Here is a 15,599-nt window from a genome sequence, read left to right on the forward strand (position 1 = left end):
GCAACTCGCCCCGGCCCGCGCGGTGCCGGCCGGCCCCCACGCGCCGGTCCTCAAGGAAGCCAACTCCCTTCTGAGCCCGGGGCCCGCACGGCACACAGAGCGAGCCAACCGCGAGCTGCCTCCTTCCTCCTCCTTGCGAACCGAGCGGAAGCCGCCACGGCGGGCCGCATCGCCCGGCGCTTTACCTGGCCTTTGCTGCACGACAAGGACTGACCCGTTCAGAACGAGCCACAATTCAAGACACTTTCGGCCGGTGGCCACGACCCCGCGCCGAACGCGCCGTTCGAACACGATGTGTTCGAGGTCGACCCGGACCCGCTCTTCGAAATCGGCCGCTCCGGACCGTGAACGCCCTCGCGGTAACGATCGGCGAAACGTCCGCTTAACGAACATGACCTTTCTGGCAACGGACGAATTCCGGCCAACTTGTTGACGCGGTCCTGACAGGAACGTCCATCTGCTGACACTCTTCCCCCGTTCCGCGCACCGCCTGCCCTGCCCGGTCGGCTCACCCAGCCGCCGGTACCCCCCTCGCAGAAGGAGTCCGCGTGAGATCCACGCCCAGCCGTCGCGCCACCGCGACCGGCGCTCTGATAGCCGTAGCAGCCCTCCTCGCCGTAGGAGTCCAGACGGGCACGGCAACTGCCACAGCCGGCGGTTCCGCCGCTGCTGCCCCGGTCGCCACCAACGCCAAGCATGGCGCACTGGCCAAGCAGCTCTCCCCCTCCGCGCGTGCCGAGCTGATCCGCGAGGCCAACGCGAGCAAGGCGGCCACCGCCAAGGAGCTCGGTCTCGGCTCTCAGGAGAAGCTCGTCGTCCGGGATGTCATCCAGGACAACGACGGCACCACGCACACGCGTTACGAGCGCACCTTCAGCGGACTCCCGGTCCTCGGTGGCGACTTGATCGTCCAGGAGTCCAAGGCCGGTGAGACCGAGGGCGTCACCAAGGCGTCCAAAGTCACCTCTGCACAGCTGAAGGCCGTCGACACCGCCGCCGACGTCGCCCCGGCCAAGGCCGAGACGCAGGCTCTCGGTGCGGCCAAGGCTGCCGGTTCCAAGAAGACCGTCGCCGACCGGGCACCGCGCAAGGTGGTCTGGATGGCCCAGGGCAAGCCGCAGCTCGCCTACGAGACCGTCGTCGGCGGCCTCCAGGACGACGGCACCCCCAATGAACTGCACGTCGTCACGGACGCGTCCACCGGTGCGAAGCTCTACGAGTGGCAGGCCATCGAGACCGGCACCGGCAACACCCAGTACAGCGGCCAGGTCACGCTCGGCACCGCACCGTCGTACACGCTGACCGACACGACACGCGGCAACCACAAGACGTACAACCTGAACCACGGCACGTCCGGCACCGGGACGCTCTTCTCCGGCTCCGACGACATCTGGGGCAACGGAAGTCCGACGAACGTCGAGACAGCTGCGGCGGACGCGCACTACGGCGCGGCCGAGACCTGGGACTACTACAAGAACGTGCAGGGCCGCACCGGTATCCGGGGCGACGGCGTCGGTGCGTACTCCCGCGTCCACTACGGCAACAACTACGTCAACGCCTTCTGGGACGACAGCTGCTTCTGCATGACCTACGGAGACGGCAGCGGCAACGCCGCACCGCTGACCTCCCTGGACGTGGCCGCGCACGAGATGACGCACGGTGTCACCTCCGCCACCGCCGGCCTGGTCTACAGCGGCGAGTCCGGCGGTCTCAACGAGGCGACCAGCGACATCATGGCCGCCGCGGTCGAGTTCTACTCCAACAACGCCACCGACCTGGGCGACTACCTGGTCGGCGAGAAGATCGACATCAACGGCGACGGCACCCCGCTGCGTTACATGGACAAGCCGAGCAAGGACGGCGCGTCCAAGGACGCCTGGTACTCCGGCATCGGCGGAGTGGACGTCCACTACTCCTCGGGTCCCGCGAACCACTTCTTCTACCTCCTCTCCGAGGGCAGCGGCGCCAAGACCATCAACGGTGTCTCGTACAACTCCCCGACCTCCGACGGTCTGCCGGTCACCGGCATCGGCCGCGACAAGGCGGCGCTGATCTGGTTCAAGGCACTCAGCACCAAGTTCAGTTCCACGACGAACTACGCGGCCGCTCGCACCGGTACCCTCGCCGCGGCCGGTGAGCTGTACGGCACGACGAGCGCCGAGTACAAGGCGGTCGCCGATGCCTGGGCCGGCGTCAACGTCGGCTCGCGCTCCGGTGGCGGCACCGGCGGCACGGTCTTCCAGAACACCACCCGCGTCGCCATCCCGGACGCAGGCGCGGCCGTCACCAGCTCGGTCAACGTCACCGGAATCACGGGCAATGCGCCCAGCACCCTGCAGGTCGGCGTGGACATCACCCACACCTGGCGCGGTGACCTCGTCATCGACCTCGTCGCTCCGGACGGCACGGCCTACCGGCTGAAGAACTCCTCGATCTCCGATTCGGCGGACAACGTCCAGACGACGTACACCGTCAACGCGTCGTCCGAGGTCGCCAACGGCACCTGGAAGCTGAAGGTCCAGGACGTCTACTCGGGTGACACCGGCGCCATCAACAGCTTCAAGCTGACCTTCTGAACCCAGCACCGCATTCCGCGCACGTGATGCGGTGGTCCCGCCCGGGAGGAGCTCTCATTCCTCCCGGGCGGTTCGCCGTAGGGTGAGCCGCATGATCAGGGTGCTGCTTGCCGACGACGAAAGCATGATCCGCGCGGGTGTCCGGGCGATCCTCGCCACCGACCCCGCCATCGAGGTCGTCGCAGAAGCCGGGGACGGGCACGAAGCTGTCGAACTCGCCCGGAAGCACAGGCCCGATGTGGCCCTCCTCGACATCCGGATGCCCCGCCTCGACGGCCTGCAGGCAGCAGCCGAGCTGCGCGGGACGCTGCCCGAGACGGCGCTCATCATGCTCACCACCTTCTCCGAGGACGAATACATCGCACGGGCACTGGGATCGGGAGTGAGCGGCTTCGTCCTCAAGTCCGGTAACCCGCGCGAACTGATCGCGGGGGTGCAGGCCGTGGCAGAGGGAGCGGCATTCCTCTCCCCCGAAGTGGCTCAACGGGTGATCGCACATCTCGGTACGGGCCGGCTGTCGCGGGCCGCCGATGCCAGAGCCGCGCTGGAGCCGTTGACGGCGCGCGAGCGGGACGTCGTTGCGCTCGTCGGCGCAGGCCTCTCCAATGCGGAGATCGCCGCAAAGCTGTATGTCGTCGAGGGCACCGTCAAGGCCCATGTCAGCGCGGTCCTGAGCCGTCTCGGGCTCAAGAACCGGGTGCAGCTCGCAATCCTTGCGTACGAGGCGGGAATCGTCGGCGACACCGACGAGGGGGCCGGACCCGCACACTGATCCGTTCAGTCCGGTCGACTTGGTCATGCCGACGAAACTACGGAGCCGGACCCGCCCGGCTCATCGGACGAAAGGCAGGATCCACCCTTCACTTTCGTCAGGGGACTCGGTGCCAGGCGCTCGGGCAAGGTAAAGACCATGCTGAGGGAACGAAAGCGGGACTACGTCACCGACCTGGCCGTCTGGGCAATTCTGTCCGGGCCCGTGCTGTTGTGGAACGGCCCGGCCGACGGCGGGTCATGGCTGTCCGTGGGCGTGGGCGCGCTCGGCACAGCCATACTGGTCCACCGCGCATGGCCGCTGGCAGCGCTCGGCATCGCAGTCGCTCTCAGCCTCGCCAACTCGCGCGAGCTGTACACCGTCTCGTACTCCACGGCGCTGATCGCTCTCGGTTTCTTCGCCGGTCGCCGGTTGGCGGGGGCCCGGCCGGCGCTGTTCAGCTTCGCGGGTATCGCCGCGGTGGGCCTGGTGCTCACTCTCACCGCGGGCGCCGAGCTCTGGGAGTGGTTCACCTTGGTGATCACACTGCTGTTCGCAGTCGTGGTGCCCTGGTTGATCGGACGGTACGCGCGTCACTACGCCCAGCTGATCCGGACGGGCTGGCAGCTGGCCGACCGGATGGAGCGCGAGAAGCACACGGCAGCGGATCGGGAGCGGATACGGGAGCGGTCCCGCATCGCCGGAGACATGCACGATTCTCTCGGGCACGAGTTGTCGCTCATCGCGGTCCGGGCGGCAGCGCTGGAAGTCGACCCGTCGCTGAATCGGAGGCAGCAGGCTTCGGCCGGGGAACTGCGCCAGGCGGCGGCGGATGCCACCGCAAGGCTGCGCGACATCATCGGCATACTGCGGACCGACGACGAAGCGGCGCCCACGGTGCCGTCCGACGAGTCGGTCGCCGAGCTCGTCGAGCGGGCGCGGTCGTCCGGGATGACAGTGGTTCTTCATGCGCCCGGACCCCTCTCGGTGCTGCCGCGAATGATAGAGCGTGCCGTGCACCGGATCGTGCAGGAGGCACTCACCAACGCTGCCAAGCACGCCCCGGGCGCACAGGTCGGCATCCGTATCTCGATGGACGAGGAGCCGACTCTGACGGTCGTGATCACCAATGCGGCGCGTGCAGAGGGCCGCCGCCTACCGGGGATCGCGTCGGGCGGCACCGGGCTGGTGGGTCTCGACGAGCGGGTCCGGCTCGTCGGCGGGTCCCTCGCTCACGGCCCACTCGACGACGGGGGGTTCGAATTGGTTGCGCGGTTGCCGGTGATCGCACGGCTCTCGCCGGCCTTGGAGGCCCCCGAGATACCCGGCGCTACCGGGCCCGCCCCGTCCACTTCGGCGCGTGAACTGAGCAGGGCCCGGCAGCGTGTGCGGCGCGGCCTGGTGCAGGTGATCGTCGCCCCGGTCAGTGTGCTGGCCGTTCTCGGGGTGCTGATGTTCGCCTTCCAGTTCTACGTCCAGTCCCGCTCGGTCCTGGATCGCACCCAGTTCGATCTGATCAAGGTCGGTGACTCCCGGGCGGACGTCGAGACGCGCCTGCCCAGCCACTCGCTGGACGGCGCGCCCGACGGCCTGCGTCCCGAGCCGGCCGGGGTGGACGACTGTGTCTACTACCGGACCAAGAAGTACGACGCGACGCCGGTCTACCGACTGTGCTTCAAGGAGGGACGACTGGTGGACAAGTCGATCGGAGTCGACGTCCCGGACGAGAACCGTCGCCGCGACGACCAGTAGACCGGACAGGTCAGTTGGGGTTGTTCGCGTGGGTCAGGGTCTCCCAGGCGACGAACAGGTTGTTGGATCCGGCGGGCCTCTGCTGTTCGGTGAGGGTCTGGGTGTTGGTCATGGCGATGCCCATACGGTTGTGCAGGGCGTTGAAGCCGACCTCTGTGATCGGGCCGAGGCTGTCCGTGAGGCTCCCTCCGCAGAGCGATGACGGGACTGCCGCGCCCAGCAGGTACTTGGCATGCAGCCCCAGTGCATGGCAGAGGCGGTCGGCGATCTCGGGGTAGAGATCCTGTCCCTGGATCCGGCCGGTTTCGGCGATGTGGGAGATGGCGGAGAGTCCGTAGCCGGCGTGGGTGAGGTCGCGGCAGGTCTCCTGGGAGAGTCCGTCCATGAAGGTCGACTGGCCCTGCCAGTACGTGATGATCTCGTCGCGGGTGTCGAGGCCGCTGCCCGGTGCGGTCTTCGGCAGGGCGCCGTCCGAGACGAGGTAGATGTACGCGGGGACACGTCCACGGAACGTGCTGACGGCCTTGTCGTAGGCGGTGCGGTCCTCGAGGAAGACCGCGATGCCGATCGCGGCCTCGGTCATGCTCAGTTCCCAGTTCCCGTTGCTGTTGGAGCCGTTGATGACCTTGGGGAGGTACACGTTGCGCAGCATGGTGCCGAAGCGGGCGGAGTTCGGCCAGCTGCTGTACGTGTACTTGATGATCTCGGCGGCCCGCGGCCAGGAGGAGCCGGCCCAGCCGGTCTGAAGCGGGGCGTTGCTGTTGGTGTGGTCCTGGATGACGGCCGACCAGGCGTCCATGATCTCGATGGACTTCTGGGCGTAGCGACTGTCCTGGGTGATGTACCAGGCGAGCGCCAGGGTGTAGGCGGCTATCGCGTCTTCGCGTTCGTCGGTGCAGCCGTAGTTGGGGTGGGAGTACGAGCCGCACTCCACGATGGCGCGTGGTTTGGCGGTGCGCGTGAGCGAGGCGTACTTGCTGGCCAGCATCTGGTCGTACGCGCTCTTCCAGGGCTGCGCGCCGGCCTGGACCTTGGCGCGTACGAAGTCGAGTTGGGGGCGGCTGACCAGGACGCCGGGGTGGGTGAAGGAGGCGGGGGCGGCGGCTGTGGCGGCTTTCACCTCTCGGGCGTTCGCGGCGGGGGCGGATCTGTCTGCCGATGCCGGGGCCGTGAAGACCGCGGTGAGCAGTGCGGCAAGGGCGGTGGCGAGGCCGAGGCCGCGCCCGATGGATCCGGTACGCATGTGGGGTGCCTTCCGGTGCGGGGCCAGCAACTCCGATCAAGACCAATCCAGTTCACAGACATGAACTTTGAGTCGAGTTGTGAACTCTGCAATGAGTGAGGAACCTCAATGCATCTCATGAACACGTCAAGGTGTTGCGTTCAGAAGACGAAGGGGCCCGGCACCTCACAGGTGCCGGGCCCCGGGGAGGACGGGTGGTCAGCGCATCAGCAGGCCCGCACCGTCACCCGTCGCCTCCGTCGGCAGTGCGACCAGGCCGAGTTCCGCGCTGGTTGCCAGCAGCGGGTGAGCGGGAAGCACTCGAACCGTGTAGCCGTAGGGGCCCGTGCGGTCGAGGGCGAGCGGGCCCTCGTACAGCCAGCGGCCCTCCAGGTCCTGGCCTCCGCTCGGCTTCAGCGGGAAGAACTGCGCGTCCGAGATCGAGTCGGCGGCGTCGACCCGCCCGGCCACTGCCTGCACCTCCACGTCGTCCGGCTCCAGCGCTCCGAGAGCGATCCGGACACGCAGCCCCAGCATCGCCCCCAGCTCGGCCGAACCGCCGACCGTGCTGGGCGCCACGGCCTCCACATGGTCGACGGCGACCCGCGGCCAGGCAGCACGGACCCGCGCCTTCCAGTCCGCGAGCTCCCGCGCCGTGGCGGCGTCCAAGGAGCGGTGGGCGAGCGCGGCGGGGGCGTACAGCCGCTCGACGTACTCGCGCACCATGCGTCCGGCAAGGACCTTGGGGCCGAGCGTGCCCACGGTGCGGCGGACCATCTCGACCCAGCGCCCGGGAAGCCCGTCGTCGCCCCGGTCGTAGAAGCGCGGTGCCACCCGCTCCTCGATCAGCTCGTAGAGGGCATTCGCCTCCAGCTCGTCACGCCGGTCCTCGTCCATCGCGGACCCGTCGGCGGTCGGGATCGCCCAGCCGAAGTCGGGTTCGAACCACTCGTCCCACCAGCCGTCGAGCACGGACAGGTTGAGACAGCCGTTGAGCGCGGCCTTCATGCCGCTCGTGCCACAGGCCTCCAGGGGCCGCAGCGGGTTGTTGAGCCAGACGTCGCAGCCGGGGTAGAGCTTCTGCGCCATGGCCATCCCGTAGTCGGGCAGGAAGACGATGCGGTGGCGGACCCTGGGGTCGTCGGAGAACCGGACCAATTCCTGGACCAGCCGTTTCCCACTGTCGTCGGCGGGGTGTGCCTTGCCTGCGACAACAATCTGAATCGGCCGCGTCGGGTGGAGGAGCAGCTCCATCAGCCGGTCGCGGTCACGAAGCATCAGGGTCAGCCGCTTGTACGAGGGCACGCGGCGCGCGAAGCCGATCGTCAGCACATCCGGGTCCAGCACGCCGTCGATCCACCCGAGTTCGGCCGGCTCCGCACCGCGCGTGCGCCAGGAGGCGGCAAGCCTCGTGCGGACCTCGGTCACCAGCTGTTCGCGCAGCGTCCGCCGCAGGTCCCAGATTTCACGGTCCGGGATTCCGGCCGCCGCATCCCAGCGTCCCGGCGTGCCGCCGTACCGGGCTCGCAGCCCGAAGATCTCGGGGGCGACCCAGGTGGGCGCGTGAACGCCGTTGGTCACCGAGGTGATCGGCACCTCTGCGGCGTCGAAGCCCGGCCACAGCCCGGCGAACATCTTCCGGCTGACCGCGCCGTGCAGGGTGGAGACGCCATTGGCCCGCTGGGCAAGCCGCAGGCCCATGACCGCCATGTTGAAGAGGGTGGGATCGCCACCCGGGTACGTCTCCATACCGAGCTGCAGGATCCGCTCGACCCCGACACCCGGCAGTTCGCCGTCGTCGCCGAAGTGACGGGCGATGAGCTCCCGGTCGAAGCGATCGATTCCGGCAGGCACCGGGGTGTGGGTGGTGAACACCGTGCCGGCCCGCACCGCCTCGACCGAGGAGTCGAAATCCAGCCCGGTTCCGGAGAGTTCACGGATGCGTTCAAGACCCAGGAACCCTGCGTGCCCCTCGTTGGTGTGGAAGACCTCCGGGGCCGCGTGCCCGGTGAGCCGGCAGTAGGTCCGCACGGCTCGTACGCCTCCGATGCCGAGCAGCATCTCCTGCAGCAGCCGGTGTTCGCTGCCACCGCCGTACAGCCGGTCAGTGACATCGCGTTCGCCTGGCGCGTTCTCCTCCACGTCGGAGTCGAGCAGGAGCAGAGGAACGCGGCCGACCTGGGCCTGCCAAATGTAGGCGTGGAGCGAGCGGCCACCCGGAAGGGCCAGTACCACGCGGCTCGGTGTTCCGTCGGCCTCGCGCACCAGGGTGAGCGGCAGTTCGTTCGGGTCGAGGAGGGGATAGTGCTCCTGCTGCCAGCCGTCGCGCGACAGGCTCTGCCGGAAGTAGCCGTGCCGGTAGAGCAGGCCGACCCCGACGAGGGGCACGCCCAGGTCGCTGGCGGCCTTCAGATGGTCCCCGGCAAGGATGCCGAGTCCGCCAGAGTACTGCGGAAGGGCTGCGGTCACACCGAATTCGGGCGAGAAGTACGCCACGGCGGCGGGCAGTTCCGCACCCTGCGCCAGCTGCTCCTGGTACCACCGCGGACCGTCGAGATACTCCTGGAGCGCGGCGGACACCTCGGCCAGCCGGTGCAGAAACTGCTGGTCCTGGGCCAGCTCGGCAAGGCGCCCGGCGGAGACGGCGCCGAGCAGACGCACGGGGTCGGAGTCCGCCGCCCGCCTGCCCCCCGGGTCGACGGCCTGGAAGAGCTCACGTGTCTCGGTGTGCCAGGACCAGCGCAGGTTGCGGGCGAGTCCGCTGAGCGGTTGAAGGGGATCGGGGAGGACAGGACGCACGGTGAATCGACGAATGGCCTTCACGTATTCCACCTTTACAGGGGACGTACGAATCCGAGGGGACGCACCACGGTGTGCGCCGCTCCGTCACCCTCGACGGTAACGGTGTGCCGTACTCCGCAACCACGGCGCGCGACCGGCTCACAACGAACGGACCCCGGCGAACCGCCCGCCCCCGGATCCGCCCCCGGCCCCGTCGCCACCGCAGTCCCGGCGTCGGATCAGCGGCCCCTGCGTCTCGTCCGCCCCACCGTCCCCTTCCGTAGATCGGTGCTCATCCGCCACGGGCGTTATGGCCGATTCCACCCCCTCGGGCGGCCTTGTGGCCCTTCACAGCACAGGGAAGGCTGCCCAGTGGCGTGTACGGGGGTCGAGGCGGACCGGCCGGCCTTCGACGCGACTCCGTGCGGCGCGCACCACGTCGAGGAGGAGGTTTCGGTTCATGGGACTGACACGGCGACGCCCACGACCGGCCCAGGACGATGCGGACAGGCGTGTTCGAGGCCACCGGCGCTGCCTCGGCGACGGTTGAGGGCAGTCTTCCGCGAGCCTCCGCGCACGGGGCGGAGCCCGGCGTATTCAGACCTTCACCGCTACGCCCGAGTAGTTAACAAACCACCGGATTGGCCCCCCGACAACCGTGGGAAGGCTTCTGCGGTACACAGCCCGAATACAGCCCGAATGCGGATCAACTGCGATCCGGCAGCGGTTCGTATGCAGTCCGTACGCGTCCGGTGCGTTGCGGTACTCACCCGCGCACCACACCCGCGCCCCAGCCATTCGAGTGCCATTCGAGTGAATGCGGACAGGAGCGGCCATGCTCACACCCCATCAGCCGTCAACGGAGCAGCTAGAAAGGACGGACCCCCACAGTCGCGGCGTACGCACACCTCTCTCCACGCCCGCACCGCGTTCCGTGCAGCCCGAGTTCCAGTCCCCAGGTGATTCCATGATCGGTCGCATTCCCGTCCTCGACGTCCGTCCTCTCGTCGATTGCGGCAGAAGGCCCGCCAAGGCCGTTGCCGGTGAGACCTTCCAGGTCACGGCCACCGTCTTCCGTGAGGGACATGAGGCGGTCGCCGCCAATGCCGTTCTGCGGGATCCGAGCGGCCGCCCGGGCCCGTGGACGCCGATGCGTGAGCTCGCTCCCGGCACCGACCGCTGGGGCGCCGATGTCACGCCGGACTCCGAGGGGCACTGGACGTACACGGTCGAGGCCTGGAGCGATCCGGTGACCACCTGGCGCCGGCACGCACAGATCAAGATCCCGGCGGGGATCGACACCGCGCTCGTGCTGGCGGAGGGCGCCGAGCTGTACGAGCGGGCGGCCGGGGGCGTACCGAAACGGGATGGGCGTGAGGCGGTGCTGGCCGCGGTCGATGCGTTGCGCGACGAGTCACGTCCGGCCGCCGCGCGGCTCGCCGCCGCGCTCGCCCCCGAGGCCACCGCCGCGCTCACCCGCCATCCTCTTCGCGAACTGGTGACCGCGGCCCGCCCGCTCCCCCTCGTCGTCGAGCGCCGACGGGCCCTGTTCGGTTCCTGGTACGAACTCTTCCCGCGGTCGGAGGGCGCCAGGTTCGAGCCGGCCGAGCCGACGACGGCGACAAAGGCCACGAGAAGGGGCAGTGCGGGGAAGGCGGCGGACCATCTGCAGGGGCAGGGGCACCGGGGAAGGGTTGTCAGCGGCACCTTCCGTACTGCCGCCGAGCGGCTTCCCGCGGTTGCCTCCATGGGGTTCGACGTCGTCTATCTGCCGCCCGTCCACCCCATCGGGACCACCCATCGCAAGGGCCCGAACAACTCGTTGTCCCCGGGCGCGAACGACGTGGGGGTGCCGTGGGCGATCGGTTCGGCCGAGGGCGGTCACGATGCCGTCCACCCCGAACTCGGCACGCTCGACGACTTCGACCACTTCGTCGAGACCGCCCGCACCCTCCGTATGGAGATCGCGCTGGACTTCGCGCTCCAGTGCTCTCCCGACCATCCGTGGGTGGAGAAACATCCCGAGTGGTTCCACCACCGCTCGGACGGCACGATCGCGTACGCGGAGAACCCGCCCAAGAAGTACCAGGACATCTATCCGATCGCCTTCGACAAGGATCTGCGGGGGCTGGTCGCAGAGACCGTCCGCATCCTGCGGTTCTGGATGGACCACGGCGTACGGATCTTCCGCGTCGACAATCCGCACACCAAGCCGGTGATCTTCTGGGAGAAGGTGATCGCCGACATCAACCGCACCGACCCCGATGTGATTTTCCTGGCCGAGGCGTTCACCCGCCCCGCGATGATGCATGCGCTCGCGACGGTCGGTTTCCAGCAGTCGTACACGTACTTCACCTGGCGCAATACCAGGCAGGAGCTCACGGAGTACGTCACCGAGCTGGCCGGTGAAGCGGCCTCCTACATGCGGCCCAACTTCTTCGTGAACACCCCGGACATCCTGCCGGGCTATCTCCAGGACGGCGGACGCCCGGCCTTCGAGGCGCGGGCCGTGCTCGCCGCCACGCTCTCGCCGTCCTGGGGCGTGTACGCGGGGTACGAGCTGTGCGAGAACACCCCGGTGCGGGCCGGCAGCGAGGAGTACCTGAACTCGGAGAAGTACGAAATCCGGCCCAGGGACTGGGAGTCGGCGGAGCGCGAGGGCCGTTCCCTCGCTCCGCTCATCACCTCGCTCAACCGGATCAGGCGCCGCCATCCCGCACTGCAGCAGCTGCGCGACGTGCACTTCCACGCCGCCGACAACGACGCGCTGATCGTTTACAGCAAGCGCTCGGGTTCGAACATCGTTCTGGTGGTCGTCAACCTCGACCCTCACCACACCCAGGAGGCCACGGTCTCGTTGGACATGCCGCAACTCGGCCTCGACTGGCACGAGACCGTGCCGGTGCGCGACGAGCTCACCGGCCACACCTATCACTGGGGCAGGAACTTCTATGTGCGCCTAGAGCCGGGCGTCACGCCCGCGCACATCGTCGTCCTGCGACCGTCCCCGCCGACCGGAGGGTCACCCACACCATGATTGTCAATGAGCCCGTCCACGACACGTTCGAGGACACCCCTGCCAAGGACCGGGATCCCGACTGGTTCAAGCGCGCCGTCTTCTACGAGGTCCTCGTCCGGTCCTTCCACGACTCCAACGGCGACGGCATCGGCGATCTCAAAGGCCTCACTGCCAAGTTGGACTACCTGCAGTGGCTGGGCGTCGACTGCCTCTGGCTGCCGCCGTTCTTCAAGTCGCCCCTGCGCGACGGCGGATACGACGTCTCCGACTACACCGCCGTACTGCCGGAGTTCGGCGATCTCGCCGACTTCGTGGAGTTCGTCGATGCCGCGCACCATCGCGGGATGCGCGTGATCATCGACTTCGTCATGAACCACACGAGCGATCAGCACGACTGGTTCCAGCAGTCGCGCAGCGATCCCGACGGGCCGTACGGCGACTACTACGTCTGGGCCGACGACGACAAGCAGTTCCCTGACGCGCGGATCATCTTCGTCGACACGGAGACGTCCAACTGGACCTTCGACCCGGTGCGCAAGCAGTACTACTGGCACCGGTTCTTCTCCCACCAGCCGGATCTCAACTACGAGAACCCGGCGGTGCAGGAGGAGATCATCTCCGCCCTCCGGTTCTGGCTGGATCTCGGTATCGATGGCTTCCGCGTCGACGCCGTGCCGTACCTGTACCAGCGGGAGGGCACCAACTGCGAGAACCTGCCGGAGACCCACCAGTTCCTCAAGCGGGTGCGCAAGGAGATCGACGCGCACTACCCGGACACCGTGCTGCTCGCCGAGGCCAATCAGTGGCCGGAAGACGTCGTCGACTACTTCGGTGACTTCCCGGCCGGCGGCGACGAGTGCCACATGGCGTTCCATTTCCCCGTGATGCCGCGCATCTTCATGGCCGTACGCCGCGAGAGCCGCTATCCGGTCTCGGAAATCCTGGCGAAGACCCCGGCGATTCCGTCCGGTTGCCAGTGGGGCATCTTCCTGCGCAACCACGACGAGCTCACGCTCGAGATGGTCACGGACGAAGAGCGCGACTACATGTACGCGGAGTACGCCAAGGATCCGCGGATGCGTGCCAACATCGGCATCCGGCGGCGCCTCGCGTCCCTCCTGGACAACGACCGCAACCAGATCGAGCTGTTCACGGCTCTGCTCCTGTCGCTGCCGGGCTCCCCGATTCTGTACTACGGGGACGAGATCGGGATGGGCGACAACATCTGGCTGGGCGACCGGGATGCCGTACGCACCCCGATGCAGTGGACGCCCGACCGGAACGCGGGATTCTCCTCCAGCGATCCGGGGCGGCTCTACCTCCCCACGATCATGGACCCGGTCTACGGCTACCAGGTGACCAACGTCGAGGCGGCGATGGCCTCGCCGTCGTCGCTGCTGCACTGGACGCGACGGATGATCGAGATCCGTAAGCAGAATCGGGCCTTCGGCCTCGGTTCGTACAACGAACTGCCGTCCTCGAACCCCGCGGTGCTCGCCTTCACCCGTGAGTACAAGGACGATCTCGTGCTGTGCGTGCACAACTTCTCGCGGTTCGCACAGCCGACGGAGCTCGATCTGCGGACATTCAACGGGCGTCATCCGGTGGAGCTGATCGGCGGGGTGCGCTTCCCGGCCATCGGCCAGTGGCCCTACCTGCTGACTCTCGCCGGGCACGGGTTCTACTGGTTCAGGTTGCGGAAGGACGCGCCGCCGATCTGATGCGGCGCCACTTCCGCACATACCCAGCGGGGCGGTTTCCGCCGCCCCGCACGGGGCAATCTCCCCCACATCGAGCTCTTCAGGGCTTCTCTCCCCGAATTCACCAAAGTGCTCCGGAGTTCGGCGGAGTCCGCCGGAGTTCTTCGGAGTTCTTCGGAGTCCGGCGGGGGCCCCAGGGAGCTTCCGGGGTTCTTGGAGCCCCGCATGTCGAGTCCGTACGGACCATCCTGACCCGACACGTCCCGCACAGCCGGACAGCTATTGCCGCAATCCGGGACACTCTTCGCATCCTGTGGTGTGCCCGGGGAAAGGACGCGATGCCATGTCGAAGGCTGCATCCACTCGGGTCGCCCTCGCCAACAGCACAGCACTACTCCCGTCACTCGCCCCACTGCTGCATGAGTGGCTGCCCCGGCAGCGGTGGTTCGCAGGCAAGGGGCAGCCGGTCACGGCTTTCTCCCTTGTCTCGGCGACCGAAATACTGCCGGTGGATACCGAATCCGCAGGGAGCAGCGCCGACAACGGGCCCGGGCTGCTCCATCTGCTGGTCCGGGTCCATCAGCCGTCCATGCCGGCCTCGCCCGACGACTGCTACCAGATGCTGCTCGGAGTCCGGGCCACACTGCCACCATGGCTCGCCCCCGCCCTCATCGGCCATGTGAAGGGAGGTCCACTCGCCGGTCTGGCGGTCTACGAGGGGCTGCACGATCCGCGGCTCGCCGAACTTCTGCTGGAACGGTTGCGCACCCCCGGCACCCTCGGCCCCCTCCGTTTCGACCGGGGCGCCGCCGCCATCCCCGCCGGGCTCACCCCGCGGGTGCTCGACACGGAGCAGTCCAACTCCTCGCTCGTCTACGGCAACGCCTACATCCTGAAGATCTTCCGCAGGGTCTTCCCGGGGACCAATCCCGATCTGGAACTGCCGCGCGCCCTCTCCCGGGAGGGCTGCGGTCGGGTTCCGGAACCCGTCGCCTGGTTCGAGGCGACAGCATCGGAGCCGCTCACCCTCGGCGTTCTCCAGCCCTTCCTGCGGGGCGCGGAGGACGGCTGGCAGCTCGCGCTACGGGCACTGGCCACGGGCCATGACTTCACCCGTGAGGCCCGCGCACTCGGACGCGCCACCGCCGAAGTGCACACGGCACTCGCCACCGCGCTGCCGACGCCCGTGCTGCGACGCTCCCAGACCGAGCATCTCGCCGCCGGGATGATGGAGCGGCTGGAGGCGGCTGCCCACGCGGTACCGGCGCTGGTGCCGTATGTTCCCGGGCTGCGTACGGCGTTCGACGCCGTTGCCGCACTGGGCCACAAGGGCCGCAGCTGGGCCGCACAGCGCGTGCACGGCGATCTCCATCTCGGCCAGACCCTGCGCGCGGCCGACGGCTTCTGGTCACTGATCGACTTCGAGGGCGAACCGGCGCGGCCCCTGAGGGAACGCCGCCGTCCGCAGCCTCCGGTGCGCGACATCGCGGGCATGCTCCGTTCCTTCGACTACGCGGCCCGCTCCCACCGGCCCTGGAACGCCGACTGGGCGGCACACTGCCGGACTGCCTACTGCGACGGGTACGCGGAGGCCGCGGGCGTCGATCCGCGCAGCGAACCGGAGTTGTTGCGGGCCCACGAGACGGACAAGGCGGTGTACGAGGTGGTGTACGAGGCCCGGCACCGGCCCGACTGGCTGCCGGTGCCGATGGCCGCCATCCAACGTCTGGCCGCCGCCGTCGACTGATGCGCCGCACACCGCCCGGTTTCGGCCACGGCTGCGCTCCCCCGCCCGTCA

8 protein-coding genes are annotated in these 15,599 nt (G+C 68.4%); 6 read left to right on the top strand and 2 right to left on the bottom strand.

Going from position 1 to position 15,599, the window contains the following annotated elements; genetic code table 11:
* Nucleotides 1-548: 548 nt before the first annotated feature.
* From OG972_RS13425 to OG972_RS13435, 3 genes are all read left to right on the top strand, one after another.
* Nucleotides 549-2,576 carry a M4 family metallopeptidase gene (locus tag OG972_RS13425; protein ID WP_266981321.1) on the top strand — a complete coding sequence of 676 codons (2,028 nt, stop codon included), beginning with the start codon at nucleotides 549-551 and terminating at the stop codon, nucleotides 2,574-2,576.
* Between the two features lie 91 nt (nucleotides 2,577-2,667).
* Nucleotides 2,668-3,348, top strand: a complete 681-nt coding sequence (locus OG972_RS13430; RefSeq protein ID WP_266981322.1) for a response regulator transcription factor — start codon at nucleotides 2,668-2,670, stop codon at nucleotides 3,346-3,348.
* A gap of 138 nt (nucleotides 3,349-3,486) precedes the next feature.
* Entirely contained in the window at nucleotides 3,487-5,079 is a 1,593-nt protein-coding gene (locus tag OG972_RS13435) for a sensor histidine kinase (RefSeq protein WP_266981323.1), read from the top strand.
* 10 nt (nucleotides 5,080-5,089) lie between these two features.
* Here OG972_RS13435 and OG972_RS13440 read toward each other — a convergent pair whose 3' ends face one another.
* Together OG972_RS13440 and glgP are read right to left on the bottom strand one after the other, a co-directional pair.
* Complete coding sequence (locus tag OG972_RS13440) at nucleotides 5,090-6,322, bottom strand: alginate lyase family protein (protein ID WP_266981324.1); 1,233 nt, start codon at nucleotides 6,320-6,322, stop codon at nucleotides 5,090-5,092.
* Nucleotides 6,323-6,520: 198 nt separating this feature from the next.
* Nucleotides 6,521-9,124 carry an alpha-glucan family phosphorylase gene (glgP, locus tag OG972_RS13445; RefSeq protein ID WP_266981325.1) on the bottom strand — a complete coding sequence of 868 codons (2,604 nt, stop codon included), beginning with the start codon at nucleotides 9,122-9,124 and terminating at the stop codon, nucleotides 6,521-6,523.
* A gap of 925 nt (nucleotides 9,125-10,049) precedes the next feature.
* Here glgP and OG972_RS13450 point away from each other — a divergent pair.
* The 3 genes from OG972_RS13450 (at nucleotide 10,050) to OG972_RS13460 (ending at nucleotide 15,548) form a co-directional block, all read left to right on the top strand.
* Nucleotides 10,050-12,119, top strand: a complete 2,070-nt coding sequence (locus tag OG972_RS13450) for an alpha-1,4-glucan--maltose-1-phosphate maltosyltransferase (protein ID WP_266981326.1) — start codon at nucleotides 10,050-10,052, stop codon at nucleotides 12,117-12,119.
* Complete coding sequence (gene treS / locus OG972_RS13455; RefSeq protein WP_266981327.1) at nucleotides 12,116-13,822, top strand: maltose alpha-D-glucosyltransferase; 1,707 nt, start codon at nucleotides 12,116-12,118, stop codon at nucleotides 13,820-13,822. Before OG972_RS13450 ends, treS begins: the two co-directional genes overlap by 4 nt.
* A 322-nt stretch (nucleotides 13,823-14,144) precedes the next feature.
* Nucleotides 14,145-15,548 carry a phosphotransferase gene (locus tag OG972_RS13460; RefSeq protein ID WP_266981328.1) on the top strand — a complete coding sequence of 468 codons (1,404 nt, stop codon included), beginning with the start codon at nucleotides 14,145-14,147 and terminating at the stop codon, nucleotides 15,546-15,548.
* Nucleotides 15,549-15,599: the final 51 nt, after the last annotated feature.

Origin of the sequence: Streptomyces sp. NBC_01669, from assembly GCF_026339735.1 — a bacterium.
GTDB classification, from domain to species: Bacteria; Actinomycetota; Actinomycetes; order Streptomycetales; family Streptomycetaceae; genus Streptomyces; species Streptomyces yanii.

Excerpts from the sequence above, each read along its gene's own strand:
- treS (WP_266981327.1), top strand. The coding sequence starts at position 12,116 with ATGATTGTCAATGAGCCCGTCCACGACACGTTCGAGGACACCCCTGCC.
- OG972_RS13450 (WP_266981326.1), top strand. The coding sequence starts at position 10,050 with ATGATCGGTCGCATTCCCGTCCTCGACGTCCGTCCTCTCGTCGATTGC.
- OG972_RS13435 (WP_266981323.1), top strand. The coding sequence starts at position 3,487 with ATGCTGAGGGAACGAAAGCGGGACTACGTCACCGACCTGGCCGTCTGG.
- OG972_RS13430 (WP_266981322.1), top strand. The coding sequence starts at position 2,668 with ATGATCAGGGTGCTGCTTGCCGACGACGAAAGCATGATCCGCGCGGGT.
- OG972_RS13440 (WP_266981324.1), bottom strand. The coding sequence starts at position 6,322 with ATGCGTACCGGATCCATCGGGCGCGGCCTCGGCCTCGCCACCGCCCTT.
- OG972_RS13460 (WP_266981328.1), top strand. The coding sequence starts at position 14,145 with ATGTCGAAGGCTGCATCCACTCGGGTCGCCCTCGCCAACAGCACAGCA.